The sequence below is a fragment of the Vibrio sinus genome, from assembly GCF_023634645.1.
GTDB lineage: Bacteria > Pseudomonadota > Gammaproteobacteria > Enterobacterales > Vibrionaceae > Vibrio > Vibrio sinus.
The window spans coordinates 44,211-59,965 of the sequence record NZ_JAMKMR010000005.1 but is presented as its reverse complement, the minus strand read 5'-3'; the positions used below and the strand labels follow the sequence as shown (position 1 = coordinate 59,965).

General features: G+C 42.2%; 16 protein-coding genes. 9 read left to right on the top strand and 7 right to left on the bottom strand.

The window, feature by feature from the left end; translation table 11 throughout:
- Positions 1-49 precede the first annotated feature (49 nt).
- Positions 50-1,198 (top strand): GGDEF domain-containing protein, encoded by a 1,149-nt coding sequence (locus M9194_RS07050; protein WP_250611921.1) that lies wholly within the window; start codon positions 50-52, stop codon positions 1,196-1,198.
- Positions 1,199-1,210: 12 nt separating this feature from the next.
- Here M9194_RS07050 and M9194_RS07045 read toward each other — a convergent pair whose 3' ends face one another.
- On the bottom strand, positions 1,211-2,266 hold the full coding sequence (locus tag M9194_RS07045; protein ID WP_250611920.1) for a hypothetical protein: 1,056 nt from the start codon (positions 2,264-2,266) through the stop codon (positions 1,211-1,213).
- 408 nt (positions 2,267-2,674) lie between these two features.
- Here M9194_RS07045 and M9194_RS07040 point away from each other — a divergent pair, with 408 nt between their 5' ends.
- The 3 genes from M9194_RS07040 (at position 2,675) to M9194_RS07030 (ending at position 7,165) form a co-directional block, all read left to right on the top strand.
- The gene (locus tag M9194_RS07040) at positions 2,675-4,429 is read left to right on the top strand and encodes a diguanylate cyclase (RefSeq protein ID WP_250611919.1); all 1,755 of its coding nucleotides are present in this window, start codon (positions 2,675-2,677) and stop codon (positions 4,427-4,429) included.
- A 637-nt stretch (positions 4,430-5,066) separates the two neighbouring features.
- Positions 5,067-6,713, top strand: a complete 1,647-nt coding sequence (locus M9194_RS07035; RefSeq protein ID WP_250611918.1) for an APC family permease — start codon at positions 5,067-5,069, stop codon at positions 6,711-6,713.
- A gap of 206 nt (positions 6,714-6,919) precedes the next feature.
- Positions 6,920-7,165: a hypothetical protein gene (locus tag M9194_RS07030; protein WP_250611917.1), complete on the top strand. Its 246-nt coding sequence runs from the start codon at positions 6,920-6,922 to the stop codon at positions 7,163-7,165.
- 16 nt (positions 7,166-7,181) lie between these two features.
- On the opposite strand, the gene M9194_RS07025 is transcribed toward M9194_RS07030, so the two are convergent.
- Positions 7,182-7,418 carry a hypothetical protein gene (locus tag M9194_RS07025; RefSeq protein ID WP_250611916.1) on the bottom strand — a complete coding sequence of 79 codons (237 nt, stop codon included), beginning with the start codon at positions 7,416-7,418 and terminating at the stop codon, positions 7,182-7,184.
- A gap of 196 nt (positions 7,419-7,614) precedes the next feature.
- Positions 7,615-8,679, bottom strand: coding sequence for an FAD:protein FMN transferase (locus M9194_RS07020; RefSeq protein ID WP_250611915.1), 1,065 nt, complete (start codon positions 8,677-8,679; stop codon positions 7,615-7,617).
- 196 nt (positions 8,680-8,875) lie between these two features.
- On the opposite strand from M9194_RS07020, the gene M9194_RS07015 reads away from it, so the two are divergent.
- Entirely contained in the window at positions 8,876-9,499 is a 624-nt protein-coding gene (locus tag M9194_RS07015; protein WP_250611914.1) for an LA_2272 family surface repeat-containing protein, read from the top strand.
- A gap of 185 nt (positions 9,500-9,684) precedes the next feature.
- A complete protein-coding gene (locus M9194_RS07010; protein WP_250612090.1) occupies positions 9,685-10,353 on the top strand; it encodes a DUF2982 domain-containing protein in 669 nt (222 codons plus the stop codon).
- Between the two features lie 7 nt (positions 10,354-10,360).
- Here M9194_RS07010 and M9194_RS07005 read toward each other — a convergent pair whose 3' ends face one another.
- A complete protein-coding gene (locus tag M9194_RS07005; RefSeq protein ID WP_250611913.1) occupies positions 10,361-11,017 on the bottom strand; it encodes an MBL fold metallo-hydrolase in 657 nt (218 codons plus the stop codon).
- Between the two features lie 70 nt (positions 11,018-11,087).
- On the bottom strand, positions 11,088-11,651 hold the full coding sequence (gene mepK, locus M9194_RS07000) for a peptidoglycan L,D-endopeptidase MepK (protein ID WP_250611912.1): 564 nt from the start codon (positions 11,649-11,651) through the stop codon (positions 11,088-11,090).
- 265 nt (positions 11,652-11,916) lie between these two features.
- Here mepK and M9194_RS06995 point away from each other — a divergent pair, with 265 nt between their 5' ends.
- From M9194_RS06995 to M9194_RS06985, 3 genes are read left to right on the top strand one after another with little or no spacing between them, the layout of a single operon-like run.
- Positions 11,917-12,801: an HlyD family secretion protein gene (locus M9194_RS06995; protein ID WP_250611911.1), complete on the top strand. Its 885-nt coding sequence runs from the start codon at positions 11,917-11,919 to the stop codon at positions 12,799-12,801.
- Positions 12,798-13,841, top strand: a complete 1,044-nt coding sequence (locus M9194_RS06990) for a hypothetical protein (RefSeq protein WP_250611910.1) — start codon at positions 12,798-12,800, stop codon at positions 13,839-13,841. Before M9194_RS06995 ends, M9194_RS06990 begins: the two co-directional genes overlap by 4 nt.
- Complete coding sequence (locus M9194_RS06985; RefSeq protein ID WP_250611909.1) at positions 13,834-14,265, top strand: MarR family transcriptional regulator; 432 nt, start codon at positions 13,834-13,836, stop codon at positions 14,263-14,265. Before M9194_RS06990 ends, M9194_RS06985 begins: the two co-directional genes overlap by 8 nt.
- Here the strand turns inward: M9194_RS06985 and M9194_RS06980 are convergent, their stop codons facing one another.
- Together M9194_RS06980 and M9194_RS06975 are read right to left on the bottom strand one after the other, a co-directional pair.
- Positions 14,266-15,102, bottom strand: coding sequence for a TauD/TfdA dioxygenase family protein (locus M9194_RS06980; protein WP_250611908.1), 837 nt, complete (start codon positions 15,100-15,102; stop codon positions 14,266-14,268).
- Between the two features lie 91 nt (positions 15,103-15,193).
- Positions 15,194-15,745: a peroxiredoxin family protein gene (locus M9194_RS06975; protein ID WP_250611907.1), complete on the bottom strand. Its 552-nt coding sequence runs from the start codon at positions 15,743-15,745 to the stop codon at positions 15,194-15,196.
- Positions 15,746-15,755: the final 10 nt, after the last annotated feature.

The window sequence follows — 15,755 nt, the reverse complement described above, 5'->3', positions numbered from 1 at the left end:
ATAACAAAAACAAACAACATAAAATACACAACAAGTTAGGTAGATATTAATGACCCCTCAGTACGCACTGTCTGTCACCAGTATGATGGTCGCAATTTTTGGAGTATTTTCTTCATTACTCATCAACGAATCCAACAACAAACGAAAAGCTAAGCCGTTTTATGTGTTGTTTTATGTTCTATCGGCGTTTTTACTGTTTACTATCTCTAGTATCTCCGCCAGTGATAATCCAAGCAGTTTGGTCATATTGGATACCATATTAGGTGCTTGTGTTGCCGCCTTAACAATCGGTATCTGCATTCGTTGTAAATCAGTCAAACTGGAAAAACTGACGTATCTACTTTCTTCTGTCTATCTGCTGCTGCTCGTCATTGATCAAACCGTCGATACCCTCAATTTCATTTTCCTCGCTTTAAATTTTTCCATTTGTATTCTGGCGCTATTTCGAAGAGAGTCTGGGCCAAATAACTCTGACTATGGCTTTATTATTACTCTTATCGGCTATCTTTGTTTCATGGCAGTGGATATCACCTCCGCCAGTCATTACTCTGATATCAAATATTATATTGAAAATAAAATGTTGTTAGAGATCATACCATTACCAGCATTTTTAAGTGGAATCAGTATTTTTATTTTAACCAGCTATTTAATGGACAGTAACGCTTATTTAGAGGAGCTTGCAACAAAAGATCCAATGACAAATCTCTATAATCGTAGGGCGTTGTTCGATAGTATTTCCAGCTTTTTGGTTAATCACAAGAAAGAAGCGAATCAAACGGCCTCCATTATTCTAGCGGACATCGATCACTTCAAAAATATCAATGACACTCATGGTCACGAAGCAGGAGACAATGTGATTAAGGAGTTTGCATCCGTTCTAAGTGACTCAATTAATACAAATAACGCCATCATTTCTCGCTATGGTGGCGAAGAATTTCTCATCTTTGCGCCTAACTTGGGAATCGAGCAGGCCTATCAACTGGCAGAAAAAGTACGTACACGCTATTCGGATAGTAGAATTACCCATGAACAAACCACCATCAGTTCAACGGCCAGTTTCGGTGTTTCCGTGTATCAACACTACCTCGATGTTGACAGCAACATTAGCAAAGCAGATGAGGCTCTGTATAAATCGAAATCCGATGGCCGAAACCGCACCACGACCTATTGCTCACTAAAACATGATGACATTGCCTAGTCCCCTACTGATTCAGCCATTGCTACATTGATACTTCGCCACTAATTGTAAAATCGTGGGGGATGAGGCATGACTTTTTTTCTCAGCTAAATAGGCCTTAGCGTATAAAGTCTGGTCTTCATCTTGTGGGTTAATAAAAAATGGCGTCAGCGTATATTGTCTTAAATCAGAAAAAAGATTGTACTGGTCAACGGACGCAAATTGGCGTGTTTTTCCCCAGTCACTTAGCATAAGCATGGTATAGGAAGGTTGGACACGGGTATTGGCAGCAATAGAAAATTGCGACAGCAAGCTTTTATTTGCAAACACGGTCACCTTGTTGTTAGGAAACATCTTAACCAGTGCCTGAACACGAGCGCTCTTTTGCTCTCGAGTCATTCCCTTAGAGAAAACCCTCGGCATTAGAAACAACCCAATTGACGTTCCTGGCTGAATCTCCCCCTTGATCTGATTCAACGACTGGGCAAATTGTGCAGTTGTAAAGGTCTCTCTCACGCCTTGTGAATTGGTGTAATTTCCACCAAACCATATCACATTATCTAGTTTTGGAGCTTCTACGTGAATGTTGCTGTCTTGCACGATTGAAGACGCCGCCATTGGCGCTGAATAGATCTGAATATTCGATTCCTTGGACTGCAGTTTTTTCAGCAGATTCGGCGAAGATAGTTTCAATTTAGCCAGCTGCGAGTCGGTGAGAAAAAGATTAATGTGCTCACCTTGATCCGCTCGTTGCTTAACAAAGTTCAAAATACTGCTATCTATTAGATGAGAGTAGATGGCCATCGGTTCTTTGTTGAACGAGCGAGTAAATCGTTTGGAAGCAAGCAATTCGTCCGCTGCACCTTGGCCAAAAATGATCGGACATTTTAAGTTGTCCGGAGTGAGCTGGCCGAATGCATCAACATCCACTTGTTTACTATTAGGTATCCAATCTTTTAATACCATTCCTGCATGATAATCACCTCCATGACCACTGGTCACAATTACACTCGCGAATGGTTGACTATAAGCCGGAAAAACAAACAGTAACACAACCGATAAAATGGTTTTGAACCCGTCCCGTATCATAATGTTAGCCTTTTAACTCCGTTTAGAGTACATCTTAATAAATCGCAACCTATTGTTCATTAAGACTAAAGTTCGATAGGCATGGGATATACGTCATCGCTTTATGATGTGGTTGCAGTAAGAAAAACGGCTTTCTTCCAGTGTGCTGTCTTCCGATTGGAACTAAAGTCACAATAAAAACTATTAACAAAATGATCAGTAAAATTATTAAAAATGAATAACTAAAATTGATATTGCTATCAGCGCATAAACTGTTTATTCGTTTTGCACAAAATCCCACGCCAAGAATAGATTAAACTTTTGAAACAAGAAGAAATACTGCGCTGCACATCGTGGGTATCTTGGATACCACGTAAACATCATCAAATAGACGGCGTGAGATATCACTGTATTTTTTGGGTTTTAGGGATGAAAAAAAGAAAAATATATAAATTTCAATATCTTCCGATTATTGCTTTTATTGTATCAATGCTAATTGGTGGATATCTTTATAACAAGGCACTCAACGAATGGATAACCCAAGTCGTGAGTGGTTACATGCTTGGGCTCGTTGATGATGTCGCGTATGATCTGCAAGAGAAAAAGCTCGATCTTAACACCATGACTGATTCAGAGATTGATGCGTTCCTAGACTCCCTATCCCAAGCCAATTCCGAAAGCCGATTTACACTCATTGATAGCTCAGGAAAAGTACTTGGAGATTCACAAGTCAATCTGATGGAGCTAAAGAAACTAGATGATCATAGTAATAGACCAGAAGTGGTAAACGCTTTAAATAGCGACCAAGGCATTTCTGAGCGTTATAGCGCAACCATCGGTCAAAGTATGCTCTATGTGGCGAAAAAACTTAAGCTACCACCATCTAAAACGGGGGCGACTAAAGACTATGTTCTTCGACTCGCAACACCTATGACGGCGGTCACTTCCCTTGCCCGTAGTTTGCAAGTCATCGTGATTGCGATGATGGTAAGTTCATTGCTCATCCTTATCTTCTTTTCATGGTACAGTCACAGAAAGACCATGCAGTTTGTTGACGAAGAAAGAAGCTATCAAGATGAGAGGATTCGCCAGAGAACAAAAGAAATCGAGTTGCTGCATCGGCTGGCTAACATGCTTGCGGCTTGTAACAGCATAAAAGAAGCACAACACGTCGTCGCCGACATCATACCCCGAATACTCGGTAATATTAATGGATGTGTATCAATCATACGCGAATCACGAAATCAACTGGAAGTGCAGCTAGACTGGGGCGGAGAATGGCCCGCAAGCAAACTCTACGCGCCTCATGAATGCTGGGCACTAAGAAAAGGCAGGCATCACCTCTCTCATGATGAGTATCATCATTTACCCTGCGGGCACATGATAGGCTGTGAGGAGGAAGGTCAAACCTTATGTATTCCTCTAACTGCACATGGCAACACGGTTGGCATGTTTCATTTGTTTTTTGGCAATAACGTAGAGTTGGCCTCCTACGAAACTAAACAGTTGGCTTTTACTATCGCGGAACATTTAGGGCTAGCATTAGCCAACCTTAATCTACAAGAAAAACTACGTTCACAGGCAATGAGCGATCCACTAACAGGTCTATTCAACCGACGCTACTTCGAAGAAGCATTTGACAACGAATGGCTGCAAGCAGAAGACAATGGACACCCCTTATCAATCCTAATGCTTGACCTTGACCACTTTAAACGTTTTAACGATAACTATGGCCACGATGCAGGTGATTATGTCCTTAAAGAGGTATCAAACTTGTTACAAAGATCCATTGGCGAAAGCCATGTCGCTTGCCGATTAGGTGGAGAAGAGCTCGCCGTGATAAGCCCTAACGCTTCTATTGAAGAGTCCATGACCTTGGCTAACAAGCTGGTGAAAGAAGTGCGAGACTTACATCTAGAATTGAATGGACTCTCTCTTGGCCAACTAGGCGTATCTATCGGTGTTGCAACCTATCCAGATTTACTTACTCAACCACAAGCTCTCATAAAAGCCGCCGACACGGCCCTATATCAAGCCAAAGCCCAAGGTAGAAACCGAGCAGTACATACATCAGATGTCGATGAACACGCTACTACTGGTCAAAAAAAGCAGGACGCCTTAGTCACTGGTAGTTTCGAGTCTGACAATATTGAAAGGTTAGCATCGCCGAATAATAAATCGTAGCAACCAATATATTGGTACACAATTGATGAATTTATTTTTCAAAAAGTAGAAAATAAAACAATTATAACCAAATGGGTTCGGGGAAGAGTATTCAAAGATGATTTGGCTATAAGTACTGGTGAGTATTTATACCTAAACTTGAGCCGTGCCTAAGAGCACTTTTATCACCAATATAGTGCAAAACGAAATGATTTCGTGATTCTTTAAATGGAACCAAATTCTTCTCACGCAAAGTAAAACCCTTCACCTCCTACGACAAGGGATTCTTATTTTTTCTTTAAAAACAAAAATCTAGATGACCTATCATCAGAAAGTAATAAAAAATATAAGAATATAAAAAAGAATATTCATCACCATGAGGCATATTTTATACAAAATGGTGAACTGTATAAAATATGCTAAATCGCATTGAATAAAGTGTTAATTTAATATAGCGTTTTTGCTGCGGACGTCAAAATCTACAGATTTTGGCGGCTCTTTCTAAATGGAATTGAACTTATTGCATAGGTGACAACATTTCAAAACACAACAAGTCATTTATATCCGCAATGGTAAGGAGTCATTTATATCGCGCTTTGCAAACATTAAATAAAAACACTGCATCTTAGCGTTAGATTTTAAATAATTGGGAAGTATCATGACCACTTTATCTGCGAACACGACGAAGTCTTCTACTTCGAAACAAACAACTAACTCACCCAAACGGATGATTGGTGTAACCAGCTTAACGATGATCGCCGTTGGCTCAATGGTTGGCTCAGGTTGGCTCTTTGGCGCTTACCGAGCTAGCGAAATTGCAGGACCAGCGGCTATTTTTGCTTGGATCATCGGCGCGGTTGCTGTTCTTTTAACCGCTCTTACATTTATGGAGGTTGCTACTGCTCTGCCGGTACCGGGAGGCCCCGTCAAATACCTTGAAAAAACGCATGGCTCTGTCGTTGGGTTTCTTGCGTCTTGGGCTATTTGGCTGTCTTTTGTTAGCGTTATTCCTGTAGAAGCTGAAGCTTCGGTACAGTATATGGCGTCTTGGCCGTGGGAGTGGGTTAAACCTCTAACCTCACAACTTTTTGACCCCTCGAGTGGTTCGTTGACGTGGATTGGACTGAGTATTGCCGTGGTACTCATGCTGGTCTATTTCTTTTTGAACTTTTGGAGTATCAATCTCTTTACCAAAAGCGTAAACGCCATTACAACGTACAAGCTTGTTGTTCCTGTATTAACTGTTTTGATGATCGTCTATGCGGGATTTCACCCAGGTAACTTTGAAGCCGTTCACCACACCATCGCGCCATATGGATGGTCTAGCGTGCTCACCGCTGTTGCCATTTCGGGTATTGTTTTCGCCTATAATGGATTTCAAGCCAGCTTGTTCTTCTCGGGCGAAGCGGTAAATCCATCCAAGAGTATTCCGAAAGCACTCATTTACTCGATTGTCTTTTGCGCGGTGTTGTACGTGGGACTGCAAATCGCGTTCATTGGTGGTGTAAATCCAGACAATATTGCACTGCATGGCTGGCACCTAAACTTTAGCTCTCCGTTTGCGGAACTGGCGTTAATTTTAGGCCTGCACGCGCTGACACTTTTACTGTTTATTGACGCATTTATCTCGCCATCAGGTACAGGTATCGGTTACATGGGAACGGTATCTCGTCAGCTATTTGGTATGAGTGAAAATGGCTATATGCCAAAGAGCTGCAAAAGCCTTGATAAAAAATATGGTGTGCCACGTACTGCGATGATCATCAACTTCATCGTCGGCCTTATCTTCCTAGATATGTTCCGTGGTTGGGGTCAATTGGCTGCGGTCATTTCTGTCGCAACCGTGATTTCTTTCATGGTAGGTCCACTGACTTTTGGCTCACTGCGCAAAATCGCGCCAGAGTTGAAACGCCCAGTTTATCTAAAATGGGGACATATCATTTCACCACTAAGCTTTGTGATTTCATCGGAGCTATTTTATTGGTCCACTTGGCCACTGACTGGTAAGGTTGTGTTTGTCATTTTGATCGGCTTCCTAATATTTAGCTACTTTCAACTTAAAAAAGGGCTCAATGGTTTAGGAAAGCACATTCGATCATCCATTTGGATCATCGCTATGTTCGCCGTCATGACACTGATCTCTTATATTGGTAGCAGCCAATTTGGTGGCATTAATATCCTTCATTACGGCTGGGGCATGTTTGCGGTGGCGGTTTCGTCATTAGTCTTCTACTACTGGGGAATCAACAGTGCGTGGGTCACGCCTATGCTAGAAGAAACACTGAAAAAAGACTTCGCTAAGTAACACTTTTCTAACCACTTAACGAATACCAAGAGGGCTTAGTTGCCCTCTTTTCGTACCTACAGGCACTTAGTTCTGACGCTACACCCTTAGCAGAAAATGATACGATCAATTGACCACGGCCAAAATTTGTTTATCTGTCCTATAGTTATTGTGCAATCTGAGAGATAATCACGGCAACCTCATGCTATGAAATAAGGACAGCCACTATGTCGATAAAAGAAGATATTGAAGAATGGAAAGAGCAAATTAACTGGGGCCTTAAGGAAAGGCCATTGGGCGGTGACATCGTCAGACATACCATCGCTATCCCAGTTGGGAACAGTGCGCAGAGTGATTTATCCATAACACAATCTGAACTGAAGACCTATTATGAACAATTAGGCTACGACGTCACTTTTAAAGATGAAGGGCCTGAAGAGTTTAGTCTTGTCTTGTCAAAAAAAACCGCTTAAGCGGTTTTTTAATCCATCAATACACCACATGGCGTCTGTGTTTCACGACGACAACTGTCGGTTCCCTTTTCACGACGACCACACGTCTTGGTCTAGGCTTAACAACCACCACAGGTGCTGGCTTTACAGGCTCTACCACTACAACTTTGGGTGCAGGTTTCACAGGTGTGACAATGACAGCAGCATTCGCCGTTGCAGAGCCAAACGCAACACTTAGAGTTAGCGTCACTGCACTCAGTATCAATTTTTTCATAATCGTTATCTTACTAATGATAATTTAGTCGCTTTAGTCTACGAACTGCGCCAGAGAATTGGAATCCCATGAGCGCAATCCTGACCAAAAATTGATAAAACGAACACTGTTTTATTATTCATTTGCATAATTTTTTACTCTTTCGAGTGAAAAGAAAGAGCAAAATTTACGGTGCCTTAACCTAACATCGCTATCCCTACGAGCCGTCAAACGTCACTCGTTGAGTTGATGCAAGTGCCGGGCTTTTGAAGCCAGAAAATTTATCGCCTTTGCCCTGTATAAAATATACCGCTAAGCCTTGTTTTTTGGCCACTTCTAGCCCTTCTATTGGCCCTAAGCATAACATGGTTGTCGCCCATGCATCTCCAGCTATTGGGTTGTGGCCAAATACAGACGCCGACACCAAATCATGAGTAACTGGCGCTCCTGTCCGCGGGTCTAAAATATGGGAGTAGTCTTTTCCTTTGTCATCAAAGTAGTGATGATAGGTACCCGAAGTATTTAATGACACACCACTTTCGTCATTAATGGTGACTATTCTATAAGGTCGCACACCATCTTTCAGTGGTATTGGGTCTTCAATGGCCACCCGCCATTTTTGGCCCTCCGGTTTTTCCCCTTCTATCTTCATATCACCGCCAAACTCAACCAAATAGTTTTTTACACCATCCGACTGTAAAATTTCACTCAGCTTTGAAATAGCGTACCCTTCGCCCATAGATGAAAGATCCAATTGCAGTTTGGGAATACGTTTGCGAATCCTCATATGCTCTTGGTCAATCTCTATTTTATCGATACCTAAGTCCGATTTTACCGCTGCAATTTGCTTCCGAGTCGGCACATGTAGTACATCTTTTTGAAATCCCCATAGCGCAAAAAGCGGCTCTATCGTCGGATCGTAACAGCCATGACTCTCTTGGTTAATTTTCTTCGCCAGGAGCAGCATATCAATAAAATCTTTCGACGCCGGTTGCCATTGAGTTGAAGTACTTCGGTTAAATTTTGAGATATAAGAGTCTGGCCGATACGTTGAAAACTCGAGATCGATTTTAGCGAGCTCTTTATTAAATTGCTGTTGGACTTTTTCAGTAGAAACGGGAGTCTTCGACCACCAACTCACATGATAACTAGTGCCTTCAGCGTAGCCTGACACTTTTTCTATTTTGGGAGGCTGGCTACACGCGCCCAAAAATAATGAAGCAAGTAAAGGAAGACCAAACCGAGAAGTTTTAAACAATGCACTTGAAGATTTGTTGAACATATATATTTGTCGTCAACGCAGGAAATTGAGCTGAGTCTATCAGCGAACTAATATAAATAACAGACTTTTGACATCTGCTAAGCACCACTCTGTTGCGGCTTTGATATTAATTAGCCACACAAACAACATTAGGATTTATAGAACTGGGATTTCAGCTCAAACTGCTAACCAACTCTATTCTTATTAGGAAAAAAATATGAAACTTCGATTAGTGTTTACTTTAGTTCTAGCGTCTCTATCAGCTTCAGCGATGGCGGCAACAGACTCAACAACACAAACGAACAATACAGATACCGCTTCGGGAACACACCCTTTCCAGCTCTCTTTACCAAACAAGAATGTTCCTGAGGGAAATGTTAATGGCGGACGGGTCGCACTCTTCTACGGGCGCACGGATAAAGTCACAGGTGCCAACCTTACTCTATTTGGCTTGTCTGACGTGAACGAATTTAAAGGTGCCGAGCTTGGTTTCTTTGGTGTAAACCGTAACCGAGTCGATATGCAAGGTGCCCAGTTTGGTCTTGTTAACTGGAACGACAACACCGCGACCGGTGCCAGCATCGGTTTGGTGAACTACACAGGCGGGACATATACAGGTGCTCAATTGGGCTTGGTCAACTTTAATAAAGGCCCTATGATTGGTGCTCAATTTGGTTTCGCAAACTATGCTGGTAATCTAACGGGTTTACAGTTCGGCCTTGTCAACGCAACAAACCGCATTGATGAAGGTGTGCAAATAGGACTTATCAACTTCGACAAGTCAGGGACATTTGTTAGCAAAGACGTACCAGTCTTCCCAATTATCAACGCTCGCTTCTAATTCACCTTTAGCGTTTCGTTCAATTGTCGAGCAGCTTAGCCAAAGCTGCTCGACTTTTTGGTTAAAATTCAACTGATAGCGTCCAACAAAAATATCGAATACATCACATTTTTCCCCAGCGACTACACTTAAGTAAAGATACCATTCTAACAACAAGGGTGTACGTCGACATGGCTACTTACAAAATGGACACGCTACATATTACCAATCAAAGTTTTCACCTAAGCGCTTACACAAGCAGGTTGATTGTGATGGTATCAACACTGTCGGCGATTACACTGGTTATCTTGTCCCCTGGGCCTCAGCAAGCGGTGCTATCGGTGCTTGTTGTCGCAGTTCTCAGTGGTTATGGGTATTATGTGCTTTTAAAAAGTAAAGTGTCTTACACCTTAACTTCATCCCATTTCCAGCAACATTTATTCAAAGGGGGATGGGTCGTAAAATGGAATAATATCAGTAGCATCGGCCTTTGTACCTATGACCAAGATGGCTGGGTTGAGCCTCTTCCTTGGATTGGTATTAAGCTAAAACGTTACTCTCCCTATTTAGAAAGTATTTGCCCTCGTATCATCACAGAAATACTGATGACCCAACGCTCCCTACTTTACCTTGGTGCAAAGCAACATGGCAATGAGAGGGTATTTGAGGATATTGTATTAGATTCAGACACATTCAAAGGCGAGAATGGGCAAGATTATCATGGTCTTTTGGCCATGCTCGCCAATAGAATGTCTCATCAACGTGAGTTTCACGACTACGATATTTTTATCGCCGTGTCAGATTTGGACAGAAGTGCCGAAGAGTTTGTCGGGCTAACTCGGCGCTACCTAGCAGCAGCAGAGCCAGACACGTAGAGGGGAATCAGTAAAGCGGCATCTGATCCGCAACAAATGGGTTCGTTGCTCTTTCCTGGCCGAAGGTCGATTCAGGGCCGTGACCCGGCACAAATCTCACATCACCGCCTAACGGCCACAATTTTGTTTTGATGGATTTCACCAACGTATCAAAGTCCCCTTTAGGAAAATCGGTACGACCAATTCCTCCACTAAACAAAACGTCTCCAACGAAGGCTAGCTGTGCAGACTCACTGAACAACACAACGTGACCTGGTGTGTGTCCTGGCGTATGAAGCACATCCAACACTTGATTACCAAACGTCACTTTGTCACCATCATTTAACCACTCGTTTGGCTCAAACGCTTCGGTATGAGGGAAACCAAACATCTGACTTTGTCCACTTAAGCTCTGTAGCCAAAAGTGGTCTTCTTGATGAGGGCCAATAATTTCTGTGTGACCGAGAAGCGCGGCTAATGACTGTGTCCCACCAACATGATCGAGATGACCATGAGTCAAAACAAGCTTAACAATCTCAATATTTAAACGATCAATCGTTTGCTTCAACACCTCAACATCACCGCCCGGATCTACAACGATCCCTTGCATGGTTTCGTCACACCAGACAATGGAACAGTTCTGCGCAAAGGAAGTAACCGGAACAACTTGATATTTAAGCGACATATAACACTCTTGCTAACTTTTTATTTTGGGGAACTATGACATCCCTATCCAATTTTTACAACTGAACCAACTACTGCGACCAATGTCGTACTGGCCCCGTATCAATATGAACAAAGTTACTTCGCGGATAGTAACCTACCCCACCCTGTTCCAGCGCGAGTGCTGCAGCATGAACATCACTCAATGCGACGCCTTTAAGGCGAAAATCTATCGCTTGGCCCTTAGTGTGATAACTGTGTTTCGCCACTCCGGAAGAATGGCGACGCAGCGCATTGTTGGTCGCAATAGAGCGATAGCCAGAAACCAGTTCCACTTCCGCATCAGTCGCGAGAAGCAATTTAATTTGATAGAGCAAATCAAACAACTTTCTATCCATCACATGCACTTCATTTCGACGAAAATCACGACAGAAGTGGTTAAGCTCAACGAGAACATTGTCCACATATTCTTTGCCATCGAAATAGCGACAGGACAGCCTTTCTGATGTGTGCAGATTATAAAACGAGAGTGAACGAGGATCATTTGGGCATGTCCCAACAGGCAGTACATTAGCGTTAGCCAATCGCGGTAAGCCCGTCGCAAGAATCGCTCCACCAACAGACCACTTCAAAAATTCACGTCTAGAAAAAGCCAATGTACAACCTTTGGATAAAAAACAAACAAGGCGCGAAGATACACACCGTATAAATATTGGTCAATTGTCTCAGTTGCATATTAATCAAGTCTAAATCATATAATCCAGTGGTTACTGTTTGAACACATTGAGATTTTCCCTGTTGTATAGGATGCGAATTTCGATTATCAGACTGTTCACCACATAAACACTTTACTTAGTAAACAGTTCACTGTAGCATCTATTGCAAAATTAATAAGTGTTCATTTTGATTGAGTGAGGACACATGCACTTAACCTTTAAACGAATCTATATTCTTTGTTTCTTCGCCGTAGTCTTATTTGTCATCTACTACTGCAGCATGGATAGGTTGACACCAATAACAAGTAACGCATATATCCAAGCCGACGTGGTTCATATCTCCTCAAGGGAAGCAGGTCATGTTGATACGATATATGTCGTTAATGATCAAAAGGTTAAAAAAGGCCAATTGCTCATTAGTCTCGACAAAGCCAAGCTTAGCGACTTAGTGGAATTGGCAAAAGAAAAGTACCGATACGAGTCGTCAATATTAAATGAGTACAAGCATTTGTTAAGTAATGGAAACATTAGTAACGACAAATACAATAACCAACTCAGTCTAGTTAAAGAATTAAAGGTGAGTCTAGGTATCGCAAGGCTTAACCTTGAGCATGCGAATATTTATTCGCCAGTCACAGGATATGTATCTAACTTAAATTTAAAACCAGGCACAAACATCAATAAAAATGATCCTGTGATGAGTTTGATCGATACCAAAAGCCTGCATCTTGTGGCGAATTTTAAAGAAAACAATTTAGGGAGTATTCACTTAAACTCGCCAGCTTTGGTTTCGCTCGCTATGTATCCGGGAAAAATATTTCACGCCAAGGTCACCAATATAGGCTGGGGAGTGAACATAGGTAACCAAGATACATCTGGTGATCTCAAGGTAGTAAAACGTGGAATAGACTGGGTGCACTTCTCCCAAAGATTCCCTGTCGATTTAAAAATAGATGCGAGCGAGCTGACTGCCCACCCACTGCGCGTCGGAGAATCTGCCACCGTGTTGGTTAAAGGGAATCATCCACTGATGAATGATATATCCGAGTTCTGGATTAAAGTATCTAGCTATCTTGGGTATGTATCATGAAAGAGAGAATTTTAGCTCAATATCGGTTAGATCACTCAATTAGAGTGACTCTGGCTTCCTCAGCCGCCTTATTATTTAGCTGCCTTTTTCATTTGTCGATTCCGTATTATAGCGCTTATGTATGTTTTAATTTGATGATTCGTTGGTGGGAAAGGGTTTATTATTTAACCATTTGGAGGACTGTCACTACAGCGTTAGCGGGATTATTATTTTTGCTAATCGGAAATCTCTTATACTCTAACGTCGCTATTTGTATTGTAGGCGGCGGACTCATTGTGATAGCCGCAGACATGTTTGGCAAAACCTATAACTTTTACTACCCTTCAGTAATTTTTGGTGTGTTTTTCTTTATTTTTGGCTGGACAGGCATTATTGACAACGCGGGTATTTTGGATGCAATCACATCCTTATCGGTTCAAACTGCAATCGGAACTTTATTTGCTGTCACCTTTTCACAACCGAAAAACAGAAAACGTCAATACATAAAACTCATGAACCGACCACATATGGTCGTCCCTAAACTGCATCTAAAGATGAGCGAGATACGAAGATCAACCTTGTTCTCACTAAGCCTAATCATAGCAGCAGGGCTTTGCACACTATCGGGGCTTCCCCTCAGTGGAGATTCTCTAGTCCCTATGATAATGTTGCTTCGGCCTGAGTTTGCTGCTGGGCTGCGCTATGGTTCAAACAGAACATTTGGAGGTGTGCTGTTCATTTTCCCAAGTTTTATTTTATTGTATCTTTTGCAGGGAATATGTTCAGATCTCCTAGTGATGCTGCCCATCATCGCTCTTTTGTTATTCGCACTCGCATACAAAGCGATTGGCCATGGTCACGACTATGCATTTGCTCAAGGGGCAGCAATGATATTGGTTATTTTAACCGTTGGTTTAGCCCCAGGGTCGGCATCAGAGATCTTTATTAGTGCCTATCAACGCTCGTTTGGAGCAATATTAGGGCTGGTTATTAGTATTGTTTTGATTGCTACATTTTACCATCCACAATCTATTCTAAATCTAGGCAGAAAAAATGAATAACGCAGATTGCAACATTGTTGATGATTTAAACGTCATTAGTCATCGAGTTAAAAATCAATTGTCCAACGCCTATAAGGCTGAGTTTGACGACATATCTTATGAGCAATGTCGTATATTGATGTCTATGTATCGCAATCAAAATAACACCTATAATCAGAATTTTTTGGTTAAAAAGCTCAACAAATCTAAATCGTTAGTTACTCGATGGCTTACGCATTTGGAAGCAATTGGGCTTATTAGCCGAAATAGAGAAGGTAGGGATATCTATCTATCCATTACACATGAAGGGAAGCGTCGCTGTGAAAGGCTCTATGAAGTGCAACACCTAATAGAAAGTAAGTTACTCAAAGATTTGCAGGATGACGCGATTGTAAGCCTCTCTTCATTACTTAAATGCCTAATAAAAGGGACAGAAAGCCTTTAGTTACCCAGCCGCGATCATCGGCGTGCCTCTCACTGAGACTCGGTGTAACTTTCTTGGTGAATCTGCATAATCGGTAACAGCGTAATGCTGAGTACAATAGTTATCCCAGATAGCGACAGTGCCGGCATCCCATGACAGCCTAACCTGATATTCCTCGTTTCGTGCCACTTTAAAAAGCTTTTCAAGCATAGCCTTACTTTCTATATCACCAAGCTGGTCAATTTGCCGTGTAAACTGTTCATTGATAAACAGAGATTTATTATTTGTCTCTGGGTGTCGGGACACGACAGGATGAACGACTGGGGGAAACGCTTTGGAAATTTCGACAACGCGACTAAGACCGACATCGTCTACAGAATCATAACGACTGCCTTGAAATGCGTGCAGCGCATGTGTCGCTGTGTAACCTAGAAGGCAAGATTTTTCGACCTCTGTCAGAGACTGCCATACAGCTTCCATTGATGTCCAAATCGTATCTCCACCCGACTCTGGGCAATGCTTGGCATGTAAAATAGAGCATCGTGACGGCACCTGTTGCCAAGTCAAATCGGTATGCCAATAGCTTTGGCTTGGAGGGTTTCCTCTGCTCGTTTCGATAATCGAAACCCGCTTATCCTCATCGACACATGGAAAAAAAGGATGTGGAGGCTCAATTTCACCAAAGCGTTCTGCTAAAGAGACATGCTCCAGTAACGATAGCTCTTGGTTGCGAAAGAAAAGTACTTTAAATTGCAAGTAAGCAGCATGAAGCTGCGCAAATTCTGACACCGTGATCTTACGTAAATCAACGCCATCAACGATGGCGCCCAAATGCTTGGCTAAGGGTTGTATATTCACTCGATACCCTAAGTTCTAATGGTGATGAATCTAAAAGACCTCCATGATGACGCAAACACTGCGGCGAAAGTTCTGGAGGCCAGTAAAGATATTAATATTGGAATGTTCCGCGAATTGGATAGTTGTTTTTCGGATCTCGAATCCAGCTTAGTCCTCGGGTCAGCGCACCTAATTCAGGTCTCACAAATGGATTGTTTGCAATATCAACGACATGTAGGTCACCTTTTTCATTGACAATAAACAGTCCCGGCTCGGCAAAATTATGATCCGTTTCCTTTTCCGATCTTGGTGTTGAGATATACAGCCCTAGTAACTTCATCTGCTTTTCTGAAAGGCCATAGGCGATAGGGAAACTCACCGTAAGCTTCTCAAAATGAGACTTCAATTGCTCTCTAGAATCAGCTGATACCGCTAGGACATCAACACCTGAGCTAGCAAAGTCTTGCAGATAAATTTCGAGCTCATTGAGGTATTTGGTACACAAAGGACAATGTTGTCCACGATAGACAAAGATAGCTTGCCAGGTTGCGCCACCTTGGGGTTTTCCCAGCGTAATGGTTTTTCCATCTAATAGTTGAGCAGTAATGCTTGGAAATCTCTCACCTGCTTTTAGTTTCATCATGCCTCCTAGCGCGAATTCCATACCAACCTGA